Consider the following 17,164-nt stretch of genomic DNA (forward strand, 5'->3'; position numbering starts at 1 on the left):
AGTGCGATGCCGAGGATCGACGCGCCGACCGTCGCCCAACACCGTGCGAACCAGGAGCGCGCGCTACTCGACGCTGCGCGAATGGTGTTGCTCCAGAACGGTCCGCACGCGGTGACACCCGCATTGGTCGGCGCCGCCGCAGGACTCGCACGCAGCAGCGTCTACAAGTACTTCCGGTCCGGCGACGAAATCCTGTCCAGGATCGTGGCCGATGCGTTGGCGGATTGGGGTGAGCGCGTCCACGATACGGTCGAACGGGCCGAAACGCCCGCGGGCCGCGTCGAAGCCTACGTGCGAACAACCCTGGCGCTGGCCGCCTCCGGCGCCCACCGCATCGCAGTCCTCGGCAGCACCCTCCCGCGCGACGAGTCCGCCCGGCGCGACCTCGCCGACGCACACCACGATCTGGCCGCCCCGTTGCGAGCGGCGCTCAACGATCTCGGCACGCCGAACCCCGACCTGACCGCCGATCTGATCGACGGCGCACTCGGTCGCGCCATCGACCGCATCGATTCCGGCCGCGCCGACGCCGACATCGTCCCGGAGACAGTAGGTTTCGTCCGCCGTGCCGTCGGCATCAGCCAGCGACCGACTCGCCAACGCGGCAAGGCCTGACCCGCCTTCCCAGCAGCACACCAGCTTTCACGAGAAAAAGCGCAAGCCCCGTATCCGGACAACCGTCGGACACGGGGCTTGGCGAGGTGATCGGATCAGACGATGGCGGCGATACGGTCGCCGACCTCCACCGTCGACGCGGCACCCGAGCGGGCGGCGAGGTCCTTCGCGACGGCGGACTCGATGCGGCCTGCGGCCTCGGCGTTGCCGAGATGGTTGAGCAGCAACGAGACCGAGAGAATCGCGGCGGTCGGGTCCGCCTTGGACTGCCCCGCGATGTCGGGGGCACTGCCGTGCACCGGCTCGAACATGCTCGGGTTGACGCCGGACGCATCGATGTTCCCGCTGGCGGCCAGGCCGATACCACCGCTGACGGCGGCGGCGAGGTCGGTGATGATGTCGCCGAACAGGTTGTCGGTGACGATCACGTCGAACCGGCCCGGATCGTTCACCATATGAATGGTCGCCGCATCGATGTGCTGGTAAGCCGTTGCCACATCCGGGAATTCGGCGGCGACCTCGTCGACGGTGCGCTGCCACAGCGAACCGGCGAAGGTGAGCACGTTGGTCTTGTGCACCAGCGTCAGGTGCTTGCGCCGCGCCTGTGCCTTCGCGAAGGCGTAGCGCACCACCCGCTCGATGCCGAAGCGGGTGTTGGTGCTGACCTCGGTCGCCACCTCGTGCGGTGTCTCGACCCGGATCGCGCCACCGGTGCCGGTGTACGGACCCTCGGTGCCTTCGCGAACCACGACGAAGTCGATGTCCGGGGTGCCTGCCAGCGGGCTGACGACGCCGGGAAACAGCTTGGACGGCCGCAGATTCACGTGATGATCCAGCGCGAACCTGGTACGCAGCAGCAGCCCGCGCTCGAGCACACCGCTCGGCACCGACGGGTCACCGATCGCGCCGAGCAGGATCGCGTCGTGCTGCTTCAACTCCGGCAGCACGGATTCCGGCAGGATCTCGCCGGTCGCGTGATAGCGCTTGGCGCCGAGGTCGTACTCCGTCTTCTCGACGCCGGGCACGACCACGTCGAGCACCTTGAGCGCCTCGGCGATGACCTCGGGCCCGATACCGTCGCCGGGGATGACAGCAAGCTTCATTGCGATGCTCCGTTGTTCAACGCCGGATGCGCCCGAACGGGTCGCATCCGGCGAACGCGATCAGAACAGGTCGACGACGACAACCTTGGCGGCGCCGACGGATTCGGCGAGCGCGGACTGCACGTCGGCGGGGACGTCGCTGTTGACGCGCAGGATCACCGTCGCGCCTTCTTTGTCGACGTCCTGGCTCAGCTGGGCGGCAAGGATGTCGATCCCGACCTCGCCGAGCTTGGTGCCGATCTTGCCGAGCGCGCCGGGCTTGTCTTCGTAGTTCAGCACGGCGACGTTCACGCCCTCGGCGCGCATGTCGTAGTTGCGGCCGTTGATGTTGACGATCTTCTGCACCTGCGACGGTTCGGTCAGCGTGCCAGCGACATTCAGGGTGCGGCCGTCGCCGAACACGGCGCGCAGGTCGACGACGCTGCGGTGGCTCGGGCTCTCCGGCACCGTGTTCACGGTGGCGGTGATGCCGCGGTCCTTGGCGAGCGCGGGCGCGTTGACGAAGGTGACCTGGTCCTCGACCAGCGCGGAGAAGACGCCGCGCAGCGCCGAAAGTTCCAGCACCGCAACGTCGTGCGCGGCCAGCTCGCCGCGCACCAGCACCTCGACGCTGACCGGCAGCTCGTTGGACAGCGCACCGAGCAGTGCACCCTGCTTGCGCACGATGTCCAGCCACGGGGCGACATCGTCGTCGACGCTGCCGCCAGTGACGTTCACCGCGCCCGGCACGAATTCACCGGCGAGCGCGAGCAATACGGACTTGGCGACATCGGTGCCTGCCCGGTCCTGCGCCTCGGCGGTGGACGCGCCGAGGTGCGGGGTCACCACGACCTGCGGCAGGTCGAAAAGCGGGCTGTCGGTGCATGGTTCGGTCGCGAACACGTCGAGGCCCGCCGCCCGCACGTGGCCGGAGGTGATGGCGTCGGCCAGCGCCTGCTCGTCGACGAGTCCGCCGCGCGCGGCGTTGACGATGATGACGCCGGGCTTGGTCTTGGCGATGGCTTCTTTGCCGATGATGCCCTTGGTCTCCGGCGTTTTCGGCAGGTGCACCGAGATCAGGTCGGCGCGCTCGAGCAGTTCGTCGAGGGAGAGCAGCTCGATGCCGAGCTGCGCGGCGCGGGCGGGCGACACGTAGGGGTCGTACGCGACGATCTTGGTTTCGAAGGCGGCGAGGCGCGCGGCGAACAGCTGGCCGATGCGGCCGAGGCCGACCACGCCGACGGTCTTGCCGAAGATCTCGACACCGTTGAACTTGCTGCGCTGCCAGGTGTGTTCACGCAGGGTGGCGTCGGCGGCCGGGATCTGGCGCGCGGCGGCGAGCAGCAGCGTGACGGCGTGCTCGGCGGCGGTGTGGATGTTGGAGGTGGGCGCGTTGACGACCATGACGCCGCGCTCGGTGGCCGCGGGCACATCGACGTTGTCGAGGCCGACGCCTGCCCGCGCGACGATCTTCAGGTTCTTGCCCGCTTCCAGGACCTCGGCATCGACCGTCGTCGCGGAGCGCACGAGTAGTGCGTCGGCGTCGGGCACGGCGGCGAGCAGAGCGGGACGGTCGGGACCGTCGACCCACCGAACCTCGACTCCGTCACCGAGCGCGTCGACGGTCGACTGGGCAAGCTTGTCGGCGATCAGGACAACAGGACGGCCTTGGCTCACTGTGGAGTACTCCTGGGGAAAGGGGTCGGTAATTACCGCCGATCAGCTTAGTGGGCGCGATTTCGGCGCTACCTACCACCCGGTAGGCGGGCGTCGTCAGTCGCGCGGGAGCGGGCGCGTCCGGTGTGCCGAGCGCGGCCCCCGCCAACGCGGAGGGCCCCACACCACTCGGGTGCGGGGCCCTCTCCGGATCGCGCGCGATCGGCGCGAATCCTGGTCGATCAATCGACCATCACGTTAATTCAGCGGCCGCCGAAGGATCCCGTCCACAGGGTGTTGACGATTCCGTGGAGAGCGGCACCGAAGGTGTCCAGGAAGCCGTTGAAGGCAGCGCTGCCGGTGTCGATGATAACGGGGATCATTGAAATACCTCTTCGTTGAAAGACAATCCAGTCGTACTGGCTGACACAAGGCACATCGGCGCTCGAGCAAAAGCGGTTACGAAATTCTGCCATTTAGTGACGTAGGTTACAGTCATATCACGAAGAACACCTGGTCAGATGACCATTTGGCGCATAAGCCCTGAGAGTCGAGGTCTTGACCATCACGTTCGCCTTCGCAGACCCCGCACGCAAGGTGTCCGCTCGGCAAACATAAAGATCGTCTAAGAAATGCTTGAGGGCAGGTTGAGAAACGTGATCACGCTGCCTGGCTCCGGACATATGAGACATGCAAGACGGGGCTGAATAACCCAGCCCGGAGCGCTCGAATTCCTCATAACATCGCATGGACAAATACCAGGGTGAGATACATGAATACCCCGGTCAACCGCCGAATAACCAATAGATCGGCAGCGAGAAAAGCTGGCGGACAATAGCGCCCGCCATTCCAGGCAAGAGCGGTCAAGCGACCGCGGCGACCGCCTGCGAGAACGCACGCACCTGCGCGGTCTCGCGGTTGCGATGCCACACCAAGCCGAGCCGTGAGTGCGCAAGCCCGGTCACCGGGACGAAGGTGACCTCGGGCCGCTCATGGAAGTGGGCAGTCGGATGGCACAGCAGCATCGCGCCCCGATCGGCCGCGACCAACCCGATCCCTTCCTCCAGCGTGCCGACGTCAGGCCCCGCAGGGATCGGCAGGCCTGCCGGAGTCACGTCCAGTGCCTGTGCCCGCCGCCAGTACTCCGGCGCAGGCCCGCGCACGCCGATCAACGAGACCTCGGCGAGGTCCTCCGGCGACGCGCTGGCCCGTCGTGCCAGCGGATGCGAGCTGTGCACCGCAAGCAGCTGTGGCTGCTCCGAAAAGACCTGTCCCAGTACGAGATCGCTCTCCCCCATCGGCAGCAGCACGACCACGATGTCGACCTCGCCGCGGTGCACGGGACCGAACGGATCGGACAGCGGAATCTCGACCAATTCCGCAGCGCTGTAGGGGAATCGGCGATCGAACAGCAGACAGGCGTCGGTCAGCAGCCCGCTCGGCGAGCCCTGCACACCGATGCGCAGCGCACCGTCCATCCCGCGCGCGGCGGCCTGCACGCCGTCCACCGTCGCGCGCAGCGCCGCATACGCGGGCTCCAACTTCGCCACGAAGTCCTGGCCGAGCGGCGTGAGCGCGACCTTGCGACTGGTTCGCTCGACGAGCCGACCACCGACCCGCCGCTCCAACGCACTCAGCAACTGACTCACCCGGCTCTGCGACACGAACAGCCGTTCGCCAGCGCGCCCGAAGTGCAGTTCCTCCGCCAGTACGAGGAATGCCTCCAGCTCACGCACCTCAAGGCTGCCCATTGCTTCCTCCACCGTAGATGAGTCCAGCTCATAGAACGATGAGAGCTTCACCGTTGTTTCCACGCTTGTCGATCACTTGACTCGAGTCATGACTCAGGTGCGCGCAATCACGGATACTCCACCGGCGGAACAGGGTTCGACGCTGCGCGGATGGCTCGGCGTCGGCGCTGTGACGGGGGCGACATTCACGGTCGTCACCTCGGAGATGCTGCCGGTCGGGTTGCTCACCCCGATCGGCGACGCGTTGCGGGTCACCGAGGGCGCGGCGGGGCTGTCCATGACGGTCGCCGGGCTGGTCGCCGCGCTCTCCGCGCCGCTGCTGACCGCCGCGCTGGGGCGCATCGACCGCAGGGTCGTGTTGTGCGGGCTGCTCGCGGTGTTGATCCTCGGGAATGTCGGCGCGGCATGGGCGCCCACCTTCGCCGTGATGATGGGGGCCAGGGTGCTGGTCGGCATCGGGATCGGCGGGGTGTGGGCGATCGCGCCGAGCCTGGCGGCGCGCCTCGTGCCTGCGAAGTCGGTCGGCGCCGCGACCGCGCTGGTGTTCAGCGGCGTCGCGGTGGCCTCGGTGATCGGCATTCCCGCAGGGACTTACATCGGCGCGCTCGTCGGGTGGCGTGCCGCATTCCTCATCGCGGCCGGCCTCGCGCTGGTGGTGCTGATCGCACTCGGGGTATTGCTGCCGACACTGAGCGCCACGCGGGCCGCACCGCTGCGCGCGGTTCTCGGATTGACGCGGGAGCCCCGCTTCCGCACCGCGCTGCTGGTGGTCGCGTTCCTGGTGACCGGGCATTTCGCCGCCTACACCTACATCCGTCCACTGCTGGAGAAGGTGACCGGCGTCGGCGCGAGCACCATCGGCACCGTGCTGCTGGTGTACGGAATCGCCGGTGTCCTCGGCAATTTCGGTGCGGGCTCGATGGCAGTGCGCAACCCGCGCCGGACGCTGCTGACGATCAGCGCGCCGTTGGCCGTTGCCGTGCTGCTGATTCCGGCGCTCGGCGGTTCGCTCTGGCTGGCCGTGACGTTGATGGTGGTGTGGGGCCTGTCCTACGGCGGCGTCTCGGTCACTACCCAGAATTGGGTGTTCGTCGCCGCGCCCGATGCGCGTGAGGGCGCGTCCTCGCTGTATGCGGGCGTCTTCAACGCCGCGATCGCGGTGGGCGCGTTGCTCGGTGGGCGAACGGCGGACGCGTTCGGCGTCACCTCGGCGATGTGGCTCGGCGGCGCGCTCGTGCTCGTCGCGCTGGCCATCGGCGCCGTCGGCCGCGCACCTGAACAGCGGGGATAGGCCGAAAACGGGATGCGGCGACGCACTTCGGGCGCATAGCATCGCCGTCATGTCCCTGCGCGCCATCCCCGCCTCGATGGACCCGACCGTGGTCGGGTCCATCGACGACGAGTTGGATCGGATCGAGCGAGACGAACGTGTCTCGGTGCGGCTCGCCATCGAAAGCGGCAGCCGGGCTTGGGGTTTCCCGTCACCCGATTCGGATTACGACTGCCGGTTCGTCTACGTCGCGAGCCTGGACACCTACCTGTCGCCGTGGCGCACCCGCGACGTGATCGAGACGCCGTTGACCGGCCTGCTCGACGTCAACGGCTGGGACCTCGCCAAGGCGTTGCGGCTGCTGGTCGCGGGCAACGCCGTGCTCATCGAGTGGCTGATGTCGCCGATCGTGTACCGCGGCGACCCGCGGTTCCGAGATGACTTGCGCGCGTTGGCCGATGAGGTCGCCGACCGCAACCGGGTGGCGCGGCACTACCTGCATCTCGGCGCGAAGCAGTGGGAGTTGTTCGACCGCAACCGATCACTGAAGAAGGTGTTCTATTCGCTGCGTCCGGCCATGGCCTTGCGCTGGCTGCGGGAGCATCCCGGTGTTGCGGTTGCCCCGATGCACCTGCCGACACTGCTTGCCCAGTGCGAGCTGCCCTCGGATCTCGTTGCGGCCGTTGCCGAGTTGACCGAGCTCAAGTCGCGGACCCGCGAAATGGGCAGCGGGACAGTGCCTGCCCCGATCGTCACGTTTCTGAAGGCCGAATTCGCCATCGCCGCAGACGCTTTCCCGAAGACCGCTGAGCAAGACCTGGACTATGCGAGGGCGCGGACCGCGGAGTTCTTCCGTGACGAGGCCTGCCAGGCCTAGTCACTCGGCGACGGCCGCCGCATAGGCCTGCGCCAGCTGCTCGGTGGCCGTCGGCCGATCCGGGTCGGGGCGGGGGATGCCGAGGTGGGACTCGCGGAGTTCGTCCATGAACTCCGCCCACAATTCGGGTCCGCCCGCCTCGAGCAACTCCGCCCGCACTCGCAGCCGCTTGGTGGTCGGCCGATGCCGCAGCCCCCACGAGCCGAGCGCCGCCATGATCGGCACCAGTTGAATGGCAGGTTCGGTCAGCCGGTACTCCGCCTTTTGGCCGGGCCTGGTGTCTTCCCTGCTCAGCAGTCCGGCGGCGACCAGCCGCTTGAGCCGGTCGGACAGGATGTTCGTGGCGATCCCCTCTTCCGATCCGGCGAGCAGCTCACGGAAGTAGCGGTGATTGCCGAACATCACGTCACGCAGCACCAGCAGCGTCCACCGATCGCCGATCACCTCGATCGTCGCGTTGATCGGGCAACCCGAACGTCCATGGTCGCGCATCCACCGCTCCTTCTTCGCGAGAACTTCCGCCTACTGCTTGCAATATACAACCAGTTGCCCCTAATCTGACGCGCAAGCGATTGCAAAATGCAAGCAGTAGAGAAAAGGACACCATCATGTCGAAACTCCTCGTCCGCAACTTGTCGATCTCACTGGACGGCTACGTCGCAGGCCCGAACCAAGGTCCGGACAACCCGCTCGGCGAAGGCGGTGAAAGCCTGCACGAGTGGTGTTTCGCGACGAAGACCTGGCACGGATACGTGGGCACCGACGGCGGCGCGACCGGCGTCGACGACGACTTCATGGCCGCGGGCAACGTCGGGTTCGGCGCAACCATCATGGGCCGCAACATGTTCGGTCCGATCCGTGGGCCGTGGCAGGACGAGGAATGGCAGGGCTGGTGGGGCGACAACCCGCCCTACCACCACGACACGTTCGTGTTGACCCACCATGCGCGGCCGTCACTGCCGATGAAGGGCGGCACCACGTTCCACTTCGTGAACGACACTCCAGAGGCGGTGCTGCAGCAGGCATTCAAGGCCGCGGACGGCAAGGATGTCCGGCTCGGCGGCGGCGCGGCCGCGGTGCGGCAGTTTCTGCTCGCGGGATTGGTGGACGAGATGCACCTGGCCGTCGTGCCGCTCCTGCTCGGCGGCGGCGCCCGCCTCTACGACGACCTCGGCACGCTGCCCGGCTACGCGGTCTCGTCGGTGGTCCGCTCCCCCTCGGTCACCCACCTGCGCTTCACCCGCACCGCATAGTCCCCGGAAACGGGAAAAGCCCCGCACCATGCCGGTGTGGGGCTTTCCAAGAAAGCTTGGGAGCGATCCAGATCAGAGGACGCGAACGTCCTGCGCCTGCGGGCCCTTCTGGCCCTGGCCGATCTCGAACTCCACGCGCTGCCCCTCGTCGAGGGACCGGAAACCCGAGCCGCTAACGGCCGAGTAGTGCACGAAGACGTCGGGGCCTCCGCCGTCTTGCGCGATGAAGCCGAAGCCCTTCTCGCTGTTGAACCACTTAACTACACCCTGAGCCATTTCATACCTTCTGTAGACGAGCCAGATTCTGGCAAATGGAATGCCCTGGTCTCGTAGATCAACGATGCCATGATCCGACGAATTCAGCCACCAATAGCCCCGCCAACTGTGAGCAAGCCAACGCTTGCCGGGGGCTTCGAACCTCACCTCCCATGCTCTGACAGGCGCTGATCCGGGAAAACCACCCGAAACAGACGTTCAGACAGCTGGGATTCTTGCCAAGCGCGCTCGCGCTCCCCCTCCGACGAATAAGCCTGCGCCGCCTTCACCGCATAGGTCGCCGCGTGCACCGCGTGCGCGCACAGGTGGGCGGTGGACGCCGCGTGCCCGGCCGAGCGCGCGGCGTAGGCGCTCGCGTCTTTTTCCAGCCGAGCCGACTCGTGTGCGTCGAAGGCCGCCATCCGCGCTTCCCCCACGCTCAGCTCGCCGCGCGCCCAGGCCCGAACGGCCTCGATCGCCGCGCGCGGTCGTGCGTCGTCGGGCCGCTCACGTTCGAACAGCGGGAGCACGTGCTCCGCGCACGCGGCCGCCCACAGCGCGAGCGCGGCGTGATCGCCGCGGTCGGTTGTCATCGGACCGCCCTGCTCGCCTCGGTCCGCACGGGCGTTCTCCTTCTCGGCGAGGCGCTCGCTGCTGCTCGACCGCTACCAGTTGGCTTGTGCCGCATGGCCATCGCTACCAGCGCACTAAGTCATCCTACGACTTTCCGGCGGGACGCGCAGCCCTGGTTTTCTATCGACGGTCGCGCCCGAGGTAGCGCACCTGTCGCGGCTTCGCCTCGTCGTAGCCGGTGCGGCCGGACAGGTGTGCGGGGACGCCGACCTCCCACCAGGCGCCGGCCTCCGTCCAGGACGACGGCTGGGTGCGCACCACAAGCACGGCGGGCCGGGACTCACGGATCGCGAGGTCCCGCGCGCGAGCGTAGGCCTCGCGCACCTCGTCGAGGTCGGTGGCGGTGACGACGGCGCAGCCGAGCGCGCGGGCGCTGGCGGCGAAGTCCACCCGAGGCGGCTCGGGGTGGGTGGTGCGGCAGTCGGCGTAGAAGTTGTTGAGCGGCGCACCACCTTGGCCTTCTTGCAGGCGCGCGATCACCGCGTAGCCGTCGTTGTCGCAGACCACCGCGACGAACGGGTGACCGGCGAAGGCCGCCGAGAACAGTTCGGAGTTCAGCATCAGATAGGAGCCGTCGCCGAGCATCGTGGTGACCAGGCCGTCGGTGTGGGCCATGGCCGCGCCCCAGGCGCCTGCGAGTTCATAACCCATGCAGGAGAATCCGTATTCGACGTCCATGGTCGGCGCGCCACCGGTGGCGCGCCAGCCGCCGATGAGTTCGCCGGGCATGCCGCCCGAGGCGGTCATCACGTAGTCGTTCGGCCCGCTGAGGTCATTGACGACGCCGACGACCTGGGCGTACGTGGGAGTGCCCGGGGTGTGGGCGCGCAGTTTGTCGATGTGCGCGTCCCAGGTGCTGCGCTGGGCCGAGGCCCGGGCGGTCCATTCGGGGTCGGCTCGCCATGGCGGGAGGTGGTCGGTCAGGTCGTGGATTGTTGCGTCGGCGTCGCCGACTATCGCGAGAGCGCCGTGTTTGACCGCGTCGAATCGTGCGGTGTTGATGGTGATCAGGCGAACGTCGGCGGGAAAGACGGTCCACGAGGCGGTGGTGAAGTCTTGCAGTCGGGTGCCGACCGCGAGCACCAGGTCGGCTTCGGCGGCCATCGTGTTCGCCGATGTCGAGCCGGTGACGCCGAGCGGGCCTGCGTTGAGCGGGTGTTCGTGCGGTACCAGGGTGCGGCCCGCCGTGGTCTCGACAACCGGAATGCCGTGGCGTTCAGCGAATTCCAAGACCGTCCGGCCCGCGCCGGAATAGCGGACGCCGCCGCCGAGCACCAGTAGCGGCCTGATGGAGGTGCGCAGTGCCGCGGCGGCGTCTTCGAGAGAACGCTTGTCCGGCCTGGGGCGCAGGACACGGTGGACTACCGGCTCGAACAGCGCGTCCGGGAAATCGTAGGTCTCGGCCTGCACATCCTGCGGCAGGGCCAGGGTCACCGGGCCTGCCTCGGCCGGGTCGGTGAGCACTCGAACTGCTTGTGGGAGTGTGGAAATCAGCTGTTCCGGGCGAGTGATCCGGTCGAAGTAGCGGCTCACCGCGCGGAACGCGTCGTTGACCGTTGCGGTCGCGTCACCGAAATGCTCGACCTGCTGGAGCACCGGGTCGGGGGCGCGGGTAGTGAAGGTGTCACCCGGAAGCAGCAGCAGCGGAAGGCGATTCGCGTGTGCGACGCCGGCGGCGGTCACCATGTTCAGCGCGCCGGGGCCGATCGAGGAGGTGGCGACGCCGACCTGTCGTCGATGAGTCGCCTTCGCGTACCCGACGGCGGCCAACGCCATGCCCTGCTCGGTATGCCCACGCCAGACCGGGATCTCGTCGCGCCGCTCCTGCAGGGCGGTGCCGAGACCGAGCACGTTGCCGTGCCCGAAGATGCCGAAAACAGCAGGGAACAACGGCACTTCGCGGCCGTCGATGGTCTCCGAGCGCTGGGCGATCAGCCAGGCCACCAGCGCCTGCGCCGCGGTCAGTTTCATCCGATCCGTCCTTCGTGATTGGTGACCGGGCAACGCGGATCGGGAGTTTCGCCGTCCCAGCTGCCGCGCACCCAACTGTGCGCCGGGTCATCGCAGAAGGCCATCGAGCGCTCCGGCGCGGGGCCCGCAAGCACGTTGAGGTAATACATCGGGTAGCCCGGTGCGGCGATGCACGGTCCGTGATAGCCCTGCGGGACCAGGAAGACGTCGCCGTCGCGCACCGCGACGTTCTCGTCGAGCGTGCCGTCGGCGGTGTAGGTCCGGTGCATGCCGAAACCCTCGCGGGACGGGGTGATTCCGTCGCGGCCCGCGATACGGAAGTAGTAGATCTCCTCGTTGACGACCTCGCAGTCGCTCGCCGTGTCGTGCTTGTGCGGCGGGTAGGAAGACCAGTTGCCGTCCGGGGTGATCAGCTCGCAGGCGTTGAGTTTGTCGGCGTGGTCCCAGACGCCGGGGACGCCGAAGTTGGTGACCTGGCGGGTGGCTCGGCCCGCGCCTCGGGTGTCGACCGGAATCTGATCGGCGGGGCCGTATTTGGGGGCGAGGCGGTTCGTGCAACGGGCCATGGGGAGGGCGAGTTCCAGGTCGCCGGTCGCGGTGAGCTCGACCTCGGCGTCGCGAGGGACGTAGGCGAAGTCGGTGACGCGGGTGAATACCGAGTCCCGGCCGGACAATTCGAAGGTCATGCCGTCCACGCGGACCGCGCATGCTCCGGCGAGGGGCAGGACGAAGGCTTCGAACTCGCCGGTGTGGATGGTCCGGGATGTTCCGGCCCGCAGGGTCAGTACCCGCAAGCCGGTGTAGGTCCATCCCGCGTCCTCCGGGGTGAGCCGGATCGGATCATCGTGCTCGCGAAGGCTTCCGTGTGGTCGGTGCAGTTTCATCGGGACCCGTCCTGGGCAGGTGTGTCGCGCCGGCTCATCGAGCCTCGCTCAGCATCTTGGCCGCAGCATCCACTGCGGCGGCGACGTCGCCGTCCGGCGGATAGAGCAGGGTGCGGCCGACGACCAGGCCGCGAACCACCTCGTGGCCGAGGGCGCCGTCCCAGAACGCGAGGTCGGCTGTCGGGTCGCCGGAAGGTGCACCGCCGAGTACCACGACCGGCAGCGTCGTCGCGTCGAGGACGGAAATATCTTGTGGGGCTGGGATTTTCAGCCACGTATAGGCAGACGTGACGCCGAGGCCGGAGGCCACCGTGATAGCGCGGGACAGCGACGGCGCGTCCTTGCTCATGACCAGGGTGCCGGATTCGTCGCGGTGATACGGCAAAGGTTCGACCATCGCCATCAAGCCGTTGGCCGCGAGTTCGGAGACCGCTTGCGCGCAGGCCTGCAGGGTCGGGACCGTGCCCGCGTCGGAATCGACCAGGCGCAGCAGCATTTTGCCGCCGTCCAGGCGGAAACGTGCGAGGGAGTCCGCGTCGTAGCCGGTGAAGCGGTCATCGATCTCCCATTCGGCGCCCGCCAGGCCGCCGCGGTTCATCGAGCCGATGACGACCTTGTCGTCCAGCGCGTCCAGCAGCAGCAGCTCCTCGACCACGTCGGGTGAGCCGAGGACACCGTCCACGTCCGGGTGGGCCAGCGCGATCAGCAGCCGCTCCAGCAGGGTGCGGCGGTCCGCCATCGCGGTCAGGTCGGAGCCGACGCCGAGGGCGCCGCGGGCCGGGTGGTCCGCGGCGACCAGGAACAGGGTCTGCTTGTCCGCCAACAGGTTCGGGCGGCGCACGCGTTTCGCGTATGCCCGCTCGACCGCAGCCGGGTCCGTCGCGCGGACACGCAGTAGTTCACGCCAGCGTTCGTCGGTCAAATACACCGTCGTACCTCCCATTGCACCCGCTCCTCCACCTGCACCAGCTCCTCCAGTTTCGCGTTCGCTCTTCGCTTCAGCGACACAGCAATTCCTCGATCTCGGCATCCGTCGGCATCGCGTCCGCGCAGGCCAGCCGGGACGCCACCAGCGCGCCTGCGGCATTGGCGTAGGTGGCGATGCGGTGCGGCTCCCAGTCCGACAGCAGGCCGTGGATCAGCGCGCCGCCGAATCCGTCACCGGCGCCGAGCCCGCAGACCACGTCGACGCGGCACGGCGGGACCGTCCAGCGTTCGTATTCGGTGGCGACGAGAACACCCTCGGCGCCGCGCTTGATCACCGCGAGGCGCACCCCGCGCGCCAGCAGCCGATCGGCGGCCTCGTCGGGATCGGCGGTGCCGACCGCTACTTGGACCTCGGTGCGGTTGCCGACGACGACGTTGACGTGATCGACCATCCAGCCGATCTCGGCGCGGGCGGTCTCGACATCCGGCCAGAACATCGGCCGGTAGTCGAGATCGAGCACGGTGTGTCCGCGCCTGGCCCGGCGTTCGAGGATGGTGCGCTGGGTGGCGCGACCTGGCTCCGCGCTCACCCCCGTGCCCGTAACCCACAGCAGCGGAACCGCATCCACCAGATCCCACGGGACCTCGTCCTCGGTGAGGGTGAGGTCGGGTGCGATCGGCGCCCGGTAGAACAGCAGTGGCGGATCGGCGGGTGGGTTCAGTTCACAGAAGACCACGGGCGTCAGCAGATCCGGCGCGGTGGTCACGAACTGCGCGTCAACACCGAAGTCCGCCAACGCTGTTCGCACGTAGTCGCCGAAGCCGTCCGGGCCGACCTTGGTCAGCACCGCGCTGCGGCGGCCGAGCCGGGCGGCCGCCACCGCGACATTGGTTGCGGTGCCGCCGAGGGACTTCGCGAACGACTCGACGTCGGCGAGCCCGACGCCGCTCTGCTGCGGGTACAGATCGACACCGACCCGGCCGATCGTCAGCGCTTCCACGTCGGTCATCGCAACGCCTCTCGTCGCTTCCATGGGCTTGATCGTCGATGTGGTCGGAGAGTCAGTGCGCGGGAGCCGATCACGACACCACCCGCTGTAGCTCGTGCTGCAATGCGTCGAGCTCGGCGCCGCCCGCCATCTGCCTGGTGAGCTCGGGCAGGTCGATCTCCGACTTCTCGTACGAACCGAGCATCGTGCCGCGCTTGAGCAACAGGAAGCGGTCACCGACCGGGAAGGCGTGGTGTGGGTTGTGGGTGATCAGAATGACCCCGAGGCCGCGATCACGCGCCTGCACCACGTATTTCAGCACCACACCGGCCTGCTTCACGCCGAGTGCGGCGGTCGGCTCGTCCAAGATCAGCACCTTGGCGCCGTAGTGCACCGCACGCGCGATGGCGACGCACTGGCGCTGGCCGCCGGACAGCGTGCCGACCGGCTGCTCCATGTCGCGGATATCAATGCCCATGTCCACCAGCCCTTGCCGGGCGATCTCGCGGCCCTTGGCGCGGTCGAGCAGGCGGAGCGGTCCGAAGCCGACCGTCGGCTCCGAGCCGAGGACGAAGTTGCGCCAGACGCTCATCAGCGGCACCACCGCAAGGTCTTGATAGACCGTCGCAATGCCGTGGTCCAAAGCCGCACGCGGCGAAGACAATCGGACCGGCTGGCCGTCGATCTTCAGTTCACCGCGATCGTGCTGGTGCACGCCCGCCAAGATCTTGATGAGAGTCGACTTGCCCGCGCCGTTGTCGCCGAGGATGCACGTGACCTGGCCCGCGTTCACCACGGTCGACACGTCTTGTAGCGCAACGACTCCGCCGTAACTCTTGCCGACGCCGATGGCCTCGATGAGTGGGATTTGTCCACTCGCCGCCCGGCCGCCACTCGTCGAATCGCTCTGCGACGCTGTGCTCATCGGCGTACCCTTTCGGCTCGCTTCTGGAATCTGTTGTTGACCAGCACCGCGGCGAGCAGCAACACGCCGAGGAACAGCATGAACCAGTCGCTGTCCCAGCGCGCGAACACGATGCCCTGCCGTGCCATACCGAAGATCAGCGCACCGATCGCCGCGCCGATCGCCGACCCGAAGCCACCGGTCAGCAGGCAGCCACCGACGACGGCGGCAATGATGTAGTGCAGCTCCAGTCCGACACCCTGATTCGCCTGCACGCTGGTGAACCGCAAGATGCCGCAGGAGCCGACGACCCAACCGGCGAAGGCCGTGGTCATGAAGAGCACGATCTTCGTCCGGTCCGCGGGCACGCCGACGGCCCGTGCGTTCGGCAGCGCGCCGCCCACCGCGAAGATCCAGTTGCCGAACCTGGTGCGCACCAGGACGATCGCCGCGATGATCGTCAGCACGATCCACCAGATGACCGAGGCCTGGATACGGGCGTCACCGATGTTCAAAGTCGAGGCGAACACCCAGCCTGCCGAGTTGTAGCCGTCCGCGCTCCGAATGCCCGACACCTGAACGGTTCCGGTGACCAGGCGGGTCACGCCGAGGTTCAGGCCCTGCAGCGCAAGGAAAGTGCCGAGCGTGACGATGAAACTCGGCAAGCCCGTGCGCATCACGAGCCACCCGTTGAACGCGCCGACCGCCAGCGCGAGCACCAGCGAGGCCAGCAGCGCGAACCAGACGTTCCAGCCCGCGTGCACCGCGAGCAGCGCGGTGACCAGCGCGGTCGACGCGGTCATCACACCGGCCGACAGGTCGAATTCACCGCCGATCATCAGCAGTGCCACCGCGACCGCCATGATGCCGAGCGTTGACGAATCGTCCAGCCACGTCGCGACGCCAAGCGGGCTCAGGAAGCGGTCGGTGATGATCGAGAAGAACACGAAAACGAGCAGCGCGCCGAGCGCGGCACCGATCTCCGGCCGGACGACCATGCGCTGCCACAGCGTCGGCCCTTCCGGCTGCGAGGCCGGCGCGGCCTCGGGTGTCTTTGTGGTAACAGTCATTTCATCCACTCCTGACCTCAGCGCGTGCCCTGCGCGACGAGCGCGGCGACGGCATCGACGTTGCTCTTGTCGACGAAGGCCGGACCTGTCTGCACCGGCATGCCACCACCGACGGTGTTCAGGTTCGTCCGATAGGCCTGCAACAGCACCACCGGCAGATAGCCCTGCTGGTACTGCTGCTGGTCGACCGCGAACAGCAGCTTGCCCGCGCGGATGGCGTCGACGACATCCGTGTTGAGGTCGAAGGTCGCAACCGTTGCGGCGGAACGGGATTCCTGCACGGCGTCCACGGCCCGCGCCGCGACCTGCGAGTTGAGGGTGAGCACCGCGTCGATGGAACGGTCGGCTTCCAGGGCGCCCTTGATCCTGGACTGGGCGTCGGTCGGGTTGTTGATGTCCACCTGCAGCGTGGTCGCGTTGCCGAAAGCCTTACTCGCGCCTTCACAACGCTGGTTGGCGCCGATGTTTCCGGCTTCGTGGATGACGCAGAGCATCTTGGTCTTCTTCGCCGCGGCGAGCCGCTTGCCTGCGGCCTGACCGGCCAGTCCCTCGCTCTGTCCGACATGGCCGACGGCGTGCAGCTTGACGCTCTCGTCCTCGCCGGAGTTGATGGTCACCACCGGAATGCCTGCCCTGATCGCCTTTTCGATCGACACCCGCAGTGCGTCCGGGTTGGCCATCGAGACGACAAGCCCGTCGACGCCCTGCGCCACCGCGTTGTCGATCAGCTTCGCCTGCTGGCCGGGATCACCGGACGAGTTGTACTCGACCCGGACGCCGAGGTCCTTGCCCGCCGCCTCGGCGCCGTTCTTGACGACGTTCCAGAAGGCGTCACCAGGGCTGCCGTGCGTCACGACGGCGACTGAACTCAATTTGCCTGCGGCAACCGGGGATTCCGTCGGTGCGGGCGCGTCCGCTCCCGGCCCGCTACATGCGGTGAGGACGGCGGCAACGGCGAGCCAAGGCAGCAGCCGACGCCACCTTGTCCCGCGTTGAGGTCGAAGAGACATCGTTGTCATCACTTCCC

18 protein-coding genes are annotated in these 17,164 nt (G+C 67.7%); 4 read left to right on the top strand and 14 right to left on the bottom strand.

Annotated features, from left to right (window positions below; all coding sequences use genetic code 11):
* Positions 1–6 precede the first annotated feature (6 nt).
* Positions 7–615: a TetR/AcrR family transcriptional regulator gene (locus NA11_RS22090; RefSeq protein ID WP_069163859.1), complete on the top strand. Its 609-nt coding sequence runs from the start codon at positions 7–9 to the stop codon at positions 613–615.
* A 95-nt stretch (positions 616–710) separates the two neighbouring features.
* On the opposite strand, the gene NA11_RS22095 is transcribed toward NA11_RS22090, so the two are convergent.
* The 4 genes from NA11_RS22095 to NA11_RS22105 form a co-directional block, all read right to left on the bottom strand.
* On the bottom strand, positions 711–1,718 hold the full coding sequence (locus NA11_RS22095; protein ID WP_069163860.1) for a 3-isopropylmalate dehydrogenase: 1,008 nt from the start codon (positions 1,716–1,718) through the stop codon (positions 711–713).
* A 60-nt stretch (positions 1,719–1,778) separates the two neighbouring features.
* Positions 1,779–3,374 (bottom strand): phosphoglycerate dehydrogenase, encoded by a 1,596-nt coding sequence (gene serA, locus NA11_RS22100; protein ID WP_069163861.1) that lies wholly within the window; start codon positions 3,372–3,374, stop codon positions 1,779–1,781.
* Positions 3,375–3,616: 242 nt separating this feature from the next.
* Positions 3,617–3,829 (bottom strand): hypothetical protein, encoded by a 213-nt coding sequence (locus tag NA11_RS44940; protein WP_141717759.1) that lies wholly within the window; start codon positions 3,827–3,829, stop codon positions 3,617–3,619.
* Positions 3,830–4,216: 387 nt separating this feature from the next.
* On the bottom strand, positions 4,217–5,104 hold the full coding sequence (locus tag NA11_RS22105; RefSeq protein ID WP_069163862.1) for a LysR family transcriptional regulator: 888 nt from the start codon (positions 5,102–5,104) through the stop codon (positions 4,217–4,219).
* A gap of 88 nt (positions 5,105–5,192) precedes the next feature.
* Between NA11_RS22105 and NA11_RS22110 the strand changes: the two genes are divergently transcribed.
* Both NA11_RS22110 and NA11_RS22115 read left to right on the top strand, forming a co-directional pair.
* Complete coding sequence (locus NA11_RS22110) at positions 5,193–6,395, top strand: MFS transporter (protein WP_069163863.1); 1,203 nt, start codon at positions 5,193–5,195, stop codon at positions 6,393–6,395.
* A gap of 49 nt (positions 6,396–6,444) precedes the next feature.
* Positions 6,445–7,251: a nucleotidyltransferase domain-containing protein gene (locus tag NA11_RS22115; RefSeq protein WP_069163864.1), complete on the top strand. Its 807-nt coding sequence runs from the start codon at positions 6,445–6,447 to the stop codon at positions 7,249–7,251.
* Here the strand turns inward: NA11_RS22115 and NA11_RS22120 are convergent, their stop codons facing one another.
* Positions 7,252–7,743, bottom strand: a complete 492-nt coding sequence (locus tag NA11_RS22120) for a winged helix-turn-helix transcriptional regulator (RefSeq protein WP_069163865.1) — start codon at positions 7,741–7,743, stop codon at positions 7,252–7,254. It abuts the gene before it with no gap.
* 116 nt (positions 7,744–7,859) lie between these two features.
* On the opposite strand from NA11_RS22120, the gene NA11_RS22125 reads away from it, so the two are divergent.
* Positions 7,860–8,504, top strand: coding sequence for a dihydrofolate reductase family protein (locus tag NA11_RS22125; RefSeq protein ID WP_069163866.1), 645 nt, complete (start codon positions 7,860–7,862; stop codon positions 8,502–8,504).
* A 72-nt stretch (positions 8,505–8,576) separates the two neighbouring features.
* Here the strand turns inward: NA11_RS22125 and NA11_RS22130 are convergent, their stop codons facing one another.
* From NA11_RS22130 to NA11_RS22170, 9 genes are all read right to left on the bottom strand, one after another.
* Positions 8,577–8,780, bottom strand: a complete 204-nt coding sequence (locus tag NA11_RS22130) for a cold-shock protein (protein ID WP_040708909.1) — start codon at positions 8,778–8,780, stop codon at positions 8,577–8,579.
* 143 nt (positions 8,781–8,923) lie between these two features.
* Positions 8,924–9,352 carry a putative immunity protein gene (locus NA11_RS22135; protein WP_069163867.1) on the bottom strand — a complete coding sequence of 143 codons (429 nt, stop codon included), beginning with the start codon at positions 9,350–9,352 and terminating at the stop codon, positions 8,924–8,926.
* Between the two features lie 160 nt (positions 9,353–9,512).
* Complete coding sequence (gene iolD, locus NA11_RS22140) at positions 9,513–11,363, bottom strand: 3D-(3,5/4)-trihydroxycyclohexane-1,2-dione acylhydrolase (decyclizing) (RefSeq protein WP_069163868.1); 1,851 nt, start codon at positions 11,361–11,363, stop codon at positions 9,513–9,515.
* Positions 11,360–12,247, bottom strand: coding sequence for a 5-deoxy-glucuronate isomerase (gene iolB, locus NA11_RS22145; RefSeq protein ID WP_069163869.1), 888 nt, complete (start codon positions 12,245–12,247; stop codon positions 11,360–11,362). Before iolB ends, iolD begins: the two co-directional genes overlap by 4 nt.
* Before the next feature lie 34 nt (positions 12,248–12,281).
* Entirely contained in the window at positions 12,282–13,190 is a 909-nt protein-coding gene (locus NA11_RS22150) for a Cgl0159 family (beta/alpha)8-fold protein (RefSeq protein WP_141717760.1), read from the bottom strand.
* A gap of 55 nt (positions 13,191–13,245) precedes the next feature.
* Entirely contained in the window at positions 13,246–14,184 is a 939-nt protein-coding gene (gene iolC / locus NA11_RS22155) for a 5-dehydro-2-deoxygluconokinase (protein WP_069163871.1), read from the bottom strand.
* Positions 14,185–14,254: 70 nt separating this feature from the next.
* The gene (locus NA11_RS22160; protein WP_218023362.1) at positions 14,255–15,088 is read right to left on the bottom strand and encodes an ATP-binding cassette domain-containing protein; all 834 of its coding nucleotides are present in this window, start codon (positions 15,086–15,088) and stop codon (positions 14,255–14,257) included.
* Positions 15,085–16,137, bottom strand: a complete 1,053-nt coding sequence (locus NA11_RS22165; protein ID WP_069163872.1) for an ABC transporter permease — start codon at positions 16,135–16,137, stop codon at positions 15,085–15,087. Before NA11_RS22165 ends, NA11_RS22160 begins: the two co-directional genes overlap by 4 nt.
* A gap of 17 nt (positions 16,138–16,154) precedes the next feature.
* Positions 16,155–17,147, bottom strand: coding sequence for a sugar ABC transporter substrate-binding protein (locus NA11_RS22170; protein WP_069163873.1), 993 nt, complete (start codon positions 17,145–17,147; stop codon positions 16,155–16,157).
* Positions 17,148–17,164: the final 17 nt, after the last annotated feature.

The sequence above is a fragment of the Nocardia altamirensis NBRC 108246 genome (genome assembly GCF_001612685.1).
GTDB classification, from domain to species: domain Bacteria; phylum Actinomycetota; class Actinomycetes; order Mycobacteriales; family Mycobacteriaceae; genus Nocardia; species Nocardia altamirensis.